This is a genomic window from Sulfurospirillum diekertiae (genome assembly GCF_011769985.2).
In the GTDB taxonomy this organism is placed as follows: domain Bacteria; phylum Campylobacterota; class Campylobacteria; order Campylobacterales; family Sulfurospirillaceae; genus Sulfurospirillum; species Sulfurospirillum diekertiae.
In genome coordinates, this window is the sequence record NZ_CP039734.2 from 2,279,848 (window position 1) to 2,291,666 (window position 11,819).

Below are 11,819 nucleotides of genomic sequence, written 5' to 3' on the forward strand. Positions count from 1 at the left end.
TTATTTACCTTTTGCGAACGGCAAACCAATGAGTTCAAGAAGTTTAAATGCCTCTTTATCATTGCTAGCAGTTGTTACGACTGTAATATTCATTCCGTGAGTTTTCATGATATTATCATACTCAACTTCAGGGAACATCAATTGTTCATTAAGACCAAAGTTATAGTTTGCACGTCCGTCAAAACCTACTCTTGGAAGACCTCTAAAATCTTTTACTCTAGGAAGTGCTACAGAAATAAGTTTGTCCAAAAATACATACATATTCTCTTTTCGAAGTGTTACTTTAACACCGACTGGATAACCAGCACGTACTTTAAAACCAGCAACTGATTTCTTAGCATTCGCAACAACCGCTTTTTGTCCAGCGATTAAAGAGATAGTATCAACGATATTTTGCAATAACTTAGTATCTTTACCTTCTTCACCAGCACCAACGCTAATAACGATTTTTTCGATTTTAGGTGACAACATAGGATTAGCAATATTAAACTCTTTAACTAATGCTGGTTGAACTTCAGCATTAAATTTCTCTTGCAATCTGTTCATTATTTACCCTCTACTTTAGCTACGTTAGAGACATGAATTGGTTTTTCAATATTTGAAAAACCACCCTTAGGATTGCTCTCACTTGGCTTAATGGCTTTTTTTACTACTTTGCAACCTTCAACAACGACTTGTGAAGTTTTGGGCATTACTTGAACAACTTTTGCCTCTTTACCTTTATCGTCGCCTGCGATTACTTTAACAGTATCACCTTTTTTAATTTTCATCTTAGTCGCCATTATAGTACCTCCGGTGCCAAAGATACGATTTTCATGAAGTTAGCATAACGAACTTCACGACCAACTGGTCCGAAAATCCTTGTACCGATTGGCTCTCTTTTATTATCAAGAATAACAGCTGCATTTTCATCAAAACGAATCAATGAACCATTTTCTCTTTGAATCTCTTTTTTTGTTCTTACGATAACCGCTTTGACAACTTGTCCTTTTTTAACTTTACCGCTTGGCAAAGCTTTTTTGACAGAAGCGATGATAACATCACCTACCGTTGCATAACGACGTTTACTACCACCAAGAACTTTAATACACATGATTTCTTTAGCACCACTGTTATCAGCAACAGCTAATCTTGTAAAACTTTGTATCATTATTCAACTCCCACTTTAACAACTGCGCTAAGTCTAAAAGACTTTCTTTTTGAAAGTGGTCTGCACTCGATAGCGCTTACTGTGTCGCCGATTTTTACTTGGTTGCTCTCATCATGGACTAGGTATTTTTTGAAACGTTTAACGAACTTGCGATATCTTGGGTGCATTACACGTCTCTCTACCAAAACGGTGATAGTTTTATCACCAGTTTTCTGAACAACTACGCCTTGAATCTCTCGTTTTAAAGCCATTAGTTACCCCTACTTGTTTTGAGCAGAAATTGCCGTATTAATACGCGCGATATCTCTTCTAACTTCTTTAATCTCATTTGGATTAGTAAGTTGCATTGTTTTTAACTTTTGTCTTAATGTAAACAAAAGAACCTTTTTCTCTTTTAACAACTCTAAAAGCTCTGACGCGCTTTTGCCGTTTAAATCAATATACTTCATTTTCGCTCTCTCGAGTTACAATCTTGGTTTTAAAAGGCAATTTATGCATTGCAAGAGTTAATGCTTCACGAGCCAACTCTTCAGGTACACCTGCCATTTCAAAAATAATTCTACCAGGCTTAACATTCATAACCCACTTATCAACAGAACCTTTACCTTTACCCATACGTGTTTCGATAGGTTTAGCTGTTAATGGTTTGTCTGGGAATACACGAATCCAAGTCTTAGCTTGACGTTTAACATGTCTTGTATACGCAATCCTCGCAGCCTCAATTTGACGTGAATCAATACGTCCAGCTTCAACAGCTTTGAGACCGATTTCACCAAAAGAGATTGAAGCACCACTATGGGCTTCACCGCGATTGCGGCCTTTCATCTGCTTTTTATATTTCGTTCTTTTAGGCATTAACATTAGTTTTTACCTCTCTCTTTACGCGCTCTTGGCTTACGTGAATTCTCTTTTTCAGATGCTTCTTCTTTTTCCGGAACGATACCTTTAACAAGTACCTCACCTTTGAAGATCCATACTTTAACACCAATCACACCGTATGTTGTGTGTGCTTCAGCAAAACCGTAATCGATTTTTGCACGAAGGGTATGAAGTGGAACGCGTCCTTCAAGATACCATTCAGTTCTTGCCATCTCAGCACCACCAAGACGTCCAGAAACAGAAATTTTAATACCTTTAGCACCTGATTTTTGTGCACCTTGAATTACTTTTTTCATTGCTCTTCTAAAGGCTACACGACGCTCAAGTTGCATTGCAACGTTTTCTGCACAAAGTTGTGCTGAAGCTTGAGGACGTCTCTCTTCTTTAATGTTAACATTAACGTCTTTATCAATCAATTTAGTCAATTTGACTCTTAATTTTTCAATATCAGAGCCTTTTTTACCAATAATGATACCAGGACGTGCAGCAACAACTGTAACTCTAAGCTTTTTAGCAGTACGCTCGATCAAAATTTGACTGACACCTGCATAGTAAAGCTCTTTTTTCAAAAATGTTCTAATTTTGTAATCTTCACCAATGCTTGTCGCTAAGGTTTGCTTACCTGGAAACCAACGAGAATCCCAGTTTCTATTAATACCAAGTCTTAAACCAATCGGATTTACTTTTTGACCCATCTTAGTCTTCCTTCTTTGCAGCTTTTGCTACTTCAACAAATACATGAGAAGTTGGTTTTCTAATGCCACTCGCACTACCTCTTGCTCTTGGCAGAAAACGTTTAAGTACCGGACCTGCGTCAACACGGCAAGAAGCGACAATGACTTCTTGTGGTTCAAATCCGCCATTAGAAACAGCAGAAGCGATCACTTTAGAGATGATTTTTGCACCTTTGTTTGGCATAAATTCCAAACTTGCCATAGCAAGCTCAGCATTCATTCCTTGAACTTCACGTGCAATTAACCTTGCTTTTGTAGGAGATAATCTGATAAATTTTAATATTGCTTTACTCATAGTCTACCTACTTACCAATTTTTTTCTGAACAGAGCCTTTATGACCCTTGAACGTACGAGTTGGTGCGAATTCACCCATCTTATAACCGATATGGTTCTCTGTAACATATACTGGAACAAAGTTTCTACCGTTATGGACGTTAAATGTCAAACCGATCATATCAGGAATAATAGTACTTCTACGAGACCATGTCTTAATCGGCTTGTTTGATTTTGTCTCTTTTGCTTCAACCGTTTTTTTCAACAAATGAGCATCAACAAAAGGACCTTTTTTTAGCGATCTAGCCATCTATTTTCCTTTTCTTCTAGAAATAATCAGTTTGTCGCTCGCTTTTTTCTTACGAGTTTTTCTACCTTTAGTTGGTTGTCCCCATGGAGTTACTGGATGACGTCCTGAGTTGGTTTTACCCTCACCACCACCATGTGGGTGATCGACTGGGTTCATTGCAGAACCACGAGTTTGAGGTCTAATACCACGGTGTCTGTTACGACCCGCTTTACCGATAACAACATTCGCCCAATCTTCATTTCCGACAACACCCACCGTAGCCATACACTCAGCCAAGATTTGTCTCATCTCACCACTTGGAAGTCTTACCATAACATATTGAGTCTCTTTACCCATAAGTTGAGCGTAACCACCAGCACTACGTGCCATTTGTCCGCCTTTACCTGGTTTAAGTTCAAGGTTGTGTAAGATAGTACCAACAGGGATACTTTTTAGCTTCATTGCGTTACCTGGTTTAATATCCAGTCCACTTTCAGCTGCTTGAATTTTATCACCTACTTTTAATCCTGATGGTTGAAGAATATAAGCTTTTTCTCCATCAATATAATTAATAAGTGCAATTCTACAATTTCTGTTTGGATCATATTCAATAGCAGCAACTGTACCTTCGATACCAAATTTTCTACGTTTGAAATCAATAATTCTGTAAAGTTTTTTTGCACCAGCTTCTTTATGACGAGAAGTGATTCTACCATTGTTATTTCTACCTGCAGTTGCAGCGATTTTCACGAGAAGTGAAGGAACACTCGCTTTAGCAGTAATGTCACCAGAATCAAGACTTGTTAAAAATCTACGACTTGGTGTATAGGGTTTAAATGATTTTATTGCCATGATTACGCCTCCACATTCTCTAGTTTAGCGCCCTCTGGCAACTGAACATAAAACTTTTTAAAATCATTACGTTTGCCTTCAATGCCTTTAAACTTCTTAACTTTTCCCATAACTCTAAGAGAATTGATTTTTAATGGAGTGAAACCAAAGTATTGTTTTAATACTTCTTTTAAACCATTTTTTGTCATTCTTACTGAAGTTTGGATAACAACTGTACCATTCTCTTGAAGGCTCAAGCTCTTTTCAGTATAAAGGATTGCCTTAATATCAGTAATATCAGCCATTCTTAGCCCTCTTTTGTGATTGTTTCAAGCACTGATTTTTCTATGATTACCGCATAGAACGCAGTTGCTAAATACGCATTAAGCTCATTTGCTTCGACAAGGTAGCAGTTTTGAAGATTTCTAAACGCTAACAATGTTTTCTCATCAACCAATTCTTTAACGATTAATGCGTCTCTTGTGCCAAGTGTTTTAACGATTTTTGATGCGTCTTTGGTTTTACCAGATTCAACGCTCAAAGAATCAACAACAAAAAGTGCGTTATTGACTGCTTTTTCATTCAATGCGAATTCAAGCGCCAATTTTTTCTGCTTTTTGTTGACTTTTAAATCATAATTTTTGTTAGCTTTAGGGCCAAATGCAGCACCACCACCAACCCATACTGGACTTCTTCTACTACCAGCACGTGCACCACCTCGACCTTTTTGAGCCCAAGGTTTTTTACCGCCACCGCTTACTTCACCTTTTGTTTTGGTGTTTGCAGTGTTTGAACGAAGTGCAGCTTGGTATGATTTGACATAAAGATATAGGTTATGTGAATGGACTTCTTCAAAACTTGCAGGAAGAGCCAATGCACCAACATTTTCTAATTTTTCATTTAATACGATTGCACTACTCATTTAACAATCCTTACTTTACCTAATGATCCATTTGCACCTGGAACTGAGCCTTTAACAGCCAAGATACCATTTTGTGCGTCAAATGAAACGATCTCATTTTTTACGGTGACTTGAGTGTTACCATAGTGACCAGGCATTTTCTTGCCTTTTTGAACACGACCCGGCCATTCACAGTTACCGATTGAACCAGGAGCTCTGTGAAAACGACTACCATGTCCACCAGGACCACCTTGGAAATTGTGGCGTTTAATAACACCTGCAAAACCTCTACCTTTAGTATTCAAAGACACTTTAAGTGTTTTTGCTTCGCCCAAAGGTGCTGTATCTAAATCGCCCGCTTCTGCATTTGCAACATCAAGTGTCACAAAACGATTGAATGCAGCAGAAAGGTTATACTTTTTTTGCTGACCTGCAATAGCTTTGTTCATTTTTTTGCCACTAACATACGAAACTAAAGCGCGTTTGTCAGCGTTAACTTCACATACTTTCGCTTCTAAAACTCTGAGTAACGTGACAGGAACGCTTGGTACTGCAATTGTTCGGCTCATGCCGATTTTTTCAATAATATATTCCATCATTACCCCTTATTTACCCATAGCTCTAACTTCAACATTGACTTCTGGAGCGAGGTCAAGTTTCATGAGTGAATCAACTGTATCCGTAGTCGCAGACACGATGTCAATCATACGTGCATGGATTCTCATCTCAAATTGCTCTCTTGAAGTTTTATTTACGTGCGGAGATCTAAGCACTGTATAGCGCTTGACTTTTGTAGGCATAGGAATTGGTCCGACAATTTCGGCTCCAGTTCGTTTAACAGCTTCAACGATAGCTGCAACAGATCTGTCTAAAACTCTATGGTCATACGCCTTGAGTTTAAGTCTAATTTTTTCCATTTGTACCCCTGTAAAGAACTTGCCACCTTGAAGATGACCTAATTAAAGGACTGTGATTTTACAACAATAGATATCAAAAGTCAACAAATATGGGGCTTTTTGTATTAAGAATAGTTATTTTATTTCCTTTTAATAAGGAAAGTTATACACTTTTTTCAAAGGAAAGAGATGCAAACACTTCAATTTTTTTATGAAATGAATTTCAAAAACACACTCTTTTTTGATCGTAAAATTTCTATTACCCATAAAAAAAGCATTCTTTATGGACCACGGAAGAGTGGAAAAAGTCATCTGATTATTGATCATTTAAGTCATTATGAAAAAGGTAGCTACCTTTATATTGATTTTTCCGATGACCGCATTGAGCCTCATTTAGTCGCTGAAAATCTAGCCACTTTTGTGCAAAAAAATCGTATCAAACTACTGGTAATAGAGCATTTTGACTTCTCTTTTGAACTTCCAAACGTCGATGAAATTTTACTGACGACTATCTTTACATGTAAAACACTTAAAGGCTATGATTCACTCATACTTTTTCCACTCGATTTTGAAGAATTTATCTCTTTTGACAAAAAACACTCTAATATTGAACATCTTTTTAACTTTTATACCAACAATGGAACATTTCCACAAATCGTGCAAAATAGTGAACAAAATTCCCAAAAACAGATGCAAGAGATGCTTCACCTAATTTTAGGAGATACCACAACATTTCTCATTTACAAACGTTTATGTGAAATGCAAGGCTCAAAAATTTCACTTTTTCAGATTTATAATCATCTGAAAGTTTTTACAAAAATTTCCAAAGATAAGCTCTATGCCATAACTTCTGAACTCATCGATCAAAATCTTCTTTTTTTAGTAGAAAAATACAATCAACCAAGTAGCACGAAAAAAGTCTATCCCATTGATTTTGCACTCAAAGATGCCCTGACTTTCAAAAAAGACTTTTTGAAGCGTTTTGAAAATATGGTTTTTTTAGAACTCATCAAGCGCGGTAAAAAAGTCTTTTACGAAGAAGGAATTGACTTTTATCTACCCGATGAATCCTTAGCTATTTTATGCGTAGGCTTTGCGACCACAGAGGCGATTGAGATGAAACTTCAAAAGCTTTTACCAACTTTTTGGGCTTTACATGTAAAGCGTATTGAAGTCGTCACGCTGAGCAGTGAAAGTGCCAAAGACATTGAAGGATTTAGCTTTTCCATTGCTCCCTTTTGGGAATGGGCACTACAACTCTAAAAAAGGTGTAATAAATTTTTGAATCGTAATGGCATTACCTTTTTTATTAAAATAGAAGTGATCTAAAAGTTTTCGAATAATCACAAATCCTCTACCATTAAATTTTTCAGCATTAATGACAATGTTTTTCAACACCATCGTATCAAACCCTTCTCCTTGATCACTAATGGTCGCCTCAAAGAGTTGACGCTTTCCGCTTGGAAGAATTCCATACGTTATTTTGATTTTTTTGTGTTGATGTAGTTTTTCAAGACGTGCCATCTCATCATCAAATAAATTATGCTCTATCAAATAATTTTTATGCGCTTTATCAACGCCAAAGCTCCCGTGTTCCAAAGCATTGAGTAACAGCTCTGAAAGTGTGAGCATAATCTGGCTCAACGTTTTACTGTCCACATCATGCTCTTTTAAATACTGCGAAATGGTTGTTAAAGATTCATCAATGGCTTCGTAGGTGCTTGCAATACGTAATGTTTCAAACTCTTTGGATCGTGCAAGCTTTTGAATATAAACGTAGGTCAAATCGTCATCGCCTTTGCCAATACGTGCGCTCACTTTATCGCGAAAGTCTTTGACACAAATCGAATCAATAAAATCCTCCTTCAAGTAGGAAGCATATAACTTACCATCCGAGGTGCTACTCTCACTCAATCCATCACTGTAACAGAGCATTTTAGCAATAGGAATAGAAGGCAGACTCATCGTGCGCACATTCTCGGTAAAAATACTCAGTGGCGGATTATTACTGCGAATTGCTTGAAATTCATTTTCCTCACTTAAAATAAAAAAAGTCGGCATGCCACAAGATGCATACTTGATGATAGATTCTTGTATGTCATACTCAACGAGCACAATACTCATAATTTCTTCATCAAAAAGATTTTTTTGTAAAAATTTCAATGTCTTTTTAATCCAAACATCAAAGACAAAACCCTCTTCATCTTCCAACTCATCAAAAAAATAGTTTAAAAATCGCGTGATCGCCATCGCACTCATCGCCGCGGAGAGTCCTTTACCCATTGCATCGGCGATAAAACCAACCAGTCTTCCGTCATTGGTCTTACGTAAAGAGTAGGTATCTCCGCTGAGTGTGCTGTGTGGTCTATAGGAAATATCCACACGTAAAAGCTCTTTCTTGCCATTTTTAGTAAGATCAATCTGTTGATAATAGAGGTCATTTTTAATGACAAAAAGCTCTTTATTAAATGCTTTTTCAAGATCTTCTTTTTCGTGTAACATGGATAGACTCCTTTGGGACATTTTAGCAAATCTACACTAAACTTCGTTTACATGTAAAGGAGTTTGAATGTTATGTGGTATTGATGAAGCGGGACGTGGATGTTTAGCCGGTCCTTTGGTTGTAGCAGGAGCCATTTTAAAAGAGCCTGTCGTAGGACTTAACGATTCCAAACAACTCAGCGAAAAACAACGTGAAGCTTTTTTTGAGATATTACAGAGCAAAGCAGAATTTAAAATCGTCTTTTGCGATAACCTCATGGTTGATACCAAAGGCTTAAGTGCTTGTCTTAGGTACGCCATAAAAACAATCAAAGCGCATTTTGAAGATCATGATATTTTGATGGATGGTAACTGCAATTTTGGTGTATCTGGCATTACCACCATGATCAAAGCCGATGCCAAAGTGCCTGAAGTGAGTGCGGCAAGTATTTTGGCTAAAGTGAGTCGTGACCGCTATATGTATGAAATTGCCTCTACGTATCCTCAATATGAATTTGAAAAACACAAAGGTTATGGAAGTGCTTTACATGTCGAAAAAATTAAAGCCTTTGGATACTGCGAACTGCACCGTAAATCTTTCAAAATTAAATCCCTCACACAACCTTCTCTATTTTAATAGAGTTCTGCAAGAACTCTTGAGCTATCTTTAATACAAGATCCATACACACTTTTTAAACATTTATTTCAACTTTCTTCTTTTTTACTATTTTATTTAACACAAATTTAATTTAATAATGATTTTTATTTATATAAAAGGAATAGAGTACTATTATTCGATTACGATTATCAATTATAAATACTTAAACGGTTTTAGATAATCCTCGAATAAACAAAAAGGTAACTCAATGAAGTATAAAATGCTCTGCTTATTTTTGCTAGGCTTTCTCCCCTCCCTACTTTTTTCGGCGGCAACAACAAATTATGCTGATATTATAAATAGAATTAATCAAACCTTTAAAGAGAGTTTAGCTCTGTACGAAAAAGGAGCGCAAGAAGAGGCAAAACAAGTGGCACAAAGTGCTTATTTTGAGCTTTTTGAAAATCTTGAAGGTCCTATTCGTATTAATGTATCGGGTAAAAAATCGTATGCGATGGAAGCAGAATTTGTATCGATTCGCAAGCTGATTAATGATGGTGCATCGGTTGCTGAAGTCAAAGCCGTTATGGACAATCTCGCGTCTGAAATGGCAGAAGTACTTCCTAAACTTGAAAAAGGGACACGCCTCATTGGTGAAAAGGGCGATGATAGTCATCTAAAAGCTGTAGAACAAACACCCGAGCCTACATTAGATATCAAATGGAAAACACTCTACAAGCAAATCGAAACCAAATATGCCAAAGCCTTAAATGCTTTCGAAAAAGGCGATAAAGAAGAGACAAAATTTCTCATTACCTCTGCTAAATTTGAAGATTACCGTAACGGCATGATCGAAACAGCGGTACGTAAATACATCTCCAAATGGCGCGATAGCCAAATTCAGCAAGAGATGGGGCGTGTCATTCGCGCTGTGGATGAAGAGATTCACACCAAAGAGGAACTCAAAGAGGAGTTGGAGCGTTTGAAGAGCAACATCTGGCACTCAATGCTTGAACTACCAACAGATGCTGCTAAATTAGCGGTTGTAACTGTTAAAGAAGAGGCTCAAGAAGCGGTCAAAGAAGACTTCACGCCTGTCATGGCAAATCTCAAAGCAAAACTAACAGAAGCACACAAACTCTACAGTGCAGGCGATGCTAAAAAAGCGATGCAACTGGTTCAAAATTCCTATTTTGACATCTTTGAAGCCAGTGGGATGGAAGTCAAAATTGGCGCTGTTGATAGCAATCTAAAAACAAGCATCGAAAGCTCCTTCAGCAAAATCGTAGCGCTGATGAAAAATCAAAGTACACCTGAAAGTGTGTTAAGCGAGATGGATTCACTCAACACGCAAGTTGCAAGTGGCGCTGAAAAGCTCTCGGGTTCGGATTCACCATGGAGTCAATTTCTCTACTCTTTGATCATCATTTTACGCGAAGGCATTGAAGCACTCATCGTTGTCACCGCCGTCATTGCCTACTTAATCAAAAGTGGCAATGCAACACGCCTTAACATCGTTTACAGCGCTTTATGGAGTGCGATTGTACTTAGCTTTGTGACTGCTTTTGTGATGAATTTGATCTTCCAAAATCCAGGAGAATCACGCGAAATGCTAGAAGGTGTGACAATGCTCGTCGCCGTTGGACTACTGTACTACGTGGGCTTCTGGCTTCTCTCCAATGCGCATGCGAAAAAATGGAGTCATTACATTGCGGAAAAAGTCTCGGAATCACTGAGTTCTGGCTCAATTAGGGCACTCTGGTTTACCGTCTTTTTAGCCGTTTACCGTGAAGGTGCGGAGACGGTACTGTTCTATCAAGCACTCATTTTTGATGCAAAAACTCCGCTTGGGTACAGCATGTTAGCCGCAGGTTTTGGCGCGGGCGTCATTGCACTTATCATCCTCTTTTTCCTCCTCAAAGCGGGAGCGATCAGGATTCCAATTAAGCCTTTTTTCATGATTACCAGTGCGATCATTTTTTACATGGCAATCGTCTTTACTGGCAAAGGTATTATGGAACTGGTGGAAGGCAAAGTGTTTCAACCAGCCCTGATTGAGGGCTTTCCAACACTAACGTGGCTTGGAATTTACCCGTATATGCAAAGCCTTATTCTCCAAGCAGTGCTTGTCATTGGGCTGATTGTGGGCTCGTTATACATCATGATTCAAGCGAAAAAAGCTTGAATCTCAAAAAAAGGAGAACGATTTTGAGATCTAAATTTTCTAAGGAGGAACTATGTTAAAAATGTTGGCAAAATCAGTATTAGCGCTGAGCGTAGCCGTTATGTTAGCCCATGCCGCAGAGGCTGAGATGAAAGAGTACCCAATTGGTGAAGAGGTTGTGATGAATCACATGACCGTAGCCGCTGTGTACCTTAAACCGATCGATATGGAGCCAAAAGGTATCGACCTCGCACCTTCACAAGCTGATGTGCATCTTGAAGCAGACATCAGTGCAACGGAAGGTAATACCAACGGTTTTGCAGCAGGTGAATGGGTTCCTTATTTGAGCGTGAGTTATGAGCTTAAAAACCTCGATACCGGCAAAAGTAAAAAAGGTACATTTATGCCAATGGTTGCAGCCGATGGTCCTCACTATGGTGCAAACGTGAAAATGTTGGGTGTTGGTAACTACGAACTGAAATTTACCATCGACAATCCTTCAAAACAAGGTTTTGGAAGACATGCTGATGCAGCATCAGGTGTTGGTAAATGGTTTGAACCGTTCACAACGACATACAAATTTAAATACACAGGTATTAAAGACTAAAAACCCTAAGAAGAG

At 38.1% G+C, this 11,819-nt stretch carries 18 protein-coding genes and 1 pseudogene; 4 read left to right on the forward strand and 15 right to left on the reverse strand.

The genetic code is table 11. The features are described from left to right. The 14 genes and pseudogenes from rplE to rpsJ form a co-directional block, all read right to left on the reverse strand. Complete coding sequence (gene rplE, locus FA584_RS11655) at positions 1-546, reverse strand: 50S ribosomal protein L5 (RefSeq protein ID WP_087439375.1); 546 nt, start codon at positions 544-546, stop codon at positions 1-3. Beyond that, positions 546-782, reverse strand: a complete 237-nt coding sequence (gene rplX, locus FA584_RS11660) for a 50S ribosomal protein L24 (protein WP_096047368.1) — start codon at positions 780-782, stop codon at positions 546-548. The genes rplE and rplX overlap by 1 nt, the downstream gene beginning before the upstream one ends. Beyond that, positions 782-1,150 (reverse strand): 50S ribosomal protein L14, encoded by a 369-nt coding sequence (gene rplN / locus FA584_RS11665; RefSeq protein ID WP_012857721.1) that lies wholly within the window; start codon positions 1,148-1,150, stop codon positions 782-784. The genes rplX and rplN overlap by 1 nt, the downstream gene beginning before the upstream one ends. Beyond that, entirely contained in the window at positions 1,150-1,401 is a 252-nt protein-coding gene (gene rpsQ / locus FA584_RS11670; protein ID WP_069478761.1) for a 30S ribosomal protein S17, read from the reverse strand. Before rpsQ ends, rplN begins: the two co-directional genes overlap by 1 nt. Positions 1,402-1,410: 9 nt before the next feature. After that, positions 1,411-1,599: a 50S ribosomal protein L29 gene (gene rpmC, locus FA584_RS11675; protein WP_037960715.1), complete on the reverse strand. Its 189-nt coding sequence runs from the start codon at positions 1,597-1,599 to the stop codon at positions 1,411-1,413. Next, positions 1,586-2,011 carry a 50S ribosomal protein L16 gene (rplP, locus tag FA584_RS11680; protein ID WP_087439377.1) on the reverse strand — a complete coding sequence of 142 codons (426 nt, stop codon included), beginning with the start codon at positions 2,009-2,011 and terminating at the stop codon, positions 1,586-1,588. Before rplP ends, rpmC begins: the two co-directional genes overlap by 14 nt. After that, entirely contained in the window at positions 2,011-2,724 is a 714-nt protein-coding gene (rpsC, locus tag FA584_RS11685; protein WP_087439378.1) for a 30S ribosomal protein S3, read from the reverse strand. The genes rplP and rpsC overlap by 1 nt, the downstream gene beginning before the upstream one ends. Positions 2,725-2,728: 4 nt before the next feature. Then, positions 2,729-3,058 (reverse strand): annotated as a pseudogene (gene rplV, locus FA584_RS11690) (50S ribosomal protein L22); the annotation flags it as partial. A 7-nt stretch (positions 3,059-3,065) separates the two neighbouring features. After that, positions 3,066-3,347 (reverse strand): 30S ribosomal protein S19, encoded by a 282-nt coding sequence (rpsS, locus tag FA584_RS11695; RefSeq protein WP_025345775.1) that lies wholly within the window; start codon positions 3,345-3,347, stop codon positions 3,066-3,068. Continuing rightward, positions 3,348-4,178, reverse strand: a complete 831-nt coding sequence (gene rplB, locus FA584_RS11700) for a 50S ribosomal protein L2 (RefSeq protein ID WP_087439380.1) — start codon at positions 4,176-4,178, stop codon at positions 3,348-3,350. A gap of 2 nt (positions 4,179-4,180) precedes the next feature. Then, positions 4,181-4,462 carry a 50S ribosomal protein L23 gene (locus tag FA584_RS11705; protein WP_025345777.1) on the reverse strand — a complete coding sequence of 94 codons (282 nt, stop codon included), beginning with the start codon at positions 4,460-4,462 and terminating at the stop codon, positions 4,181-4,183. Positions 4,463-4,464: 2 nt separating this feature from the next. Further along, on the reverse strand, positions 4,465-5,079 hold the full coding sequence (gene rplD, locus FA584_RS11710) for a 50S ribosomal protein L4 (protein ID WP_087439381.1): 615 nt from the start codon (positions 5,077-5,079) through the stop codon (positions 4,465-4,467). Beyond that, positions 5,076-5,654 (reverse strand): 50S ribosomal protein L3, encoded by a 579-nt coding sequence (gene rplC, locus FA584_RS11715; RefSeq protein ID WP_096047369.1) that lies wholly within the window; start codon positions 5,652-5,654, stop codon positions 5,076-5,078. The genes rplD and rplC overlap by 4 nt, the downstream gene beginning before the upstream one ends. A 9-nt stretch (positions 5,655-5,663) precedes the next feature. Next, positions 5,664-5,975, reverse strand: coding sequence for a 30S ribosomal protein S10 (gene rpsJ, locus FA584_RS11720; protein WP_096047370.1), 312 nt, complete (start codon positions 5,973-5,975; stop codon positions 5,664-5,666). 168 nt (positions 5,976-6,143) lie between these two features. Here rpsJ and FA584_RS11725 point away from each other — a divergent pair, with 168 nt between their 5' ends. After that, complete coding sequence (locus tag FA584_RS11725) at positions 6,144-7,217, forward strand: ATP-binding protein (RefSeq protein WP_167749556.1); 1,074 nt, start codon at positions 6,144-6,146, stop codon at positions 7,215-7,217. On the opposite strand, the gene FA584_RS11730 is transcribed toward FA584_RS11725, so the two are convergent. Then, the gene (locus FA584_RS11730; RefSeq protein WP_167749557.1) at positions 7,206-8,456 is read right to left on the reverse strand and encodes an ATP-binding SpoIIE family protein phosphatase; all 1,251 of its coding nucleotides are present in this window, start codon (positions 8,454-8,456) and stop codon (positions 7,206-7,208) included. The genes FA584_RS11725 and FA584_RS11730 overlap by 12 nt on opposite strands. Before the next feature lie 67 nt (positions 8,457-8,523). On the opposite strand from FA584_RS11730, the gene rnhB reads away from it, so the two are divergent. From rnhB to FA584_RS11745, 3 genes are all read left to right on the forward strand, one after another. Beyond that, positions 8,524-9,072: a ribonuclease HII gene (rnhB, locus tag FA584_RS11735; protein WP_167749558.1), complete on the forward strand. Its 549-nt coding sequence runs from the start codon at positions 8,524-8,526 to the stop codon at positions 9,070-9,072. Positions 9,073-9,301: 229 nt separating this feature from the next. Then, the gene (locus FA584_RS11740; RefSeq protein WP_228447989.1) at positions 9,302-11,218 is read left to right on the forward strand and encodes an FTR1 family iron permease; all 1,917 of its coding nucleotides are present in this window, start codon (positions 9,302-9,304) and stop codon (positions 11,216-11,218) included. Between the two features lie 52 nt (positions 11,219-11,270). Further along, positions 11,271-11,804 carry an iron transporter gene (locus FA584_RS11745; RefSeq protein ID WP_041959187.1) on the forward strand — a complete coding sequence of 178 codons (534 nt, stop codon included), beginning with the start codon at positions 11,271-11,273 and terminating at the stop codon, positions 11,802-11,804. The last annotated feature ends 15 nt before the right edge of the window (positions 11,805-11,819 follow it).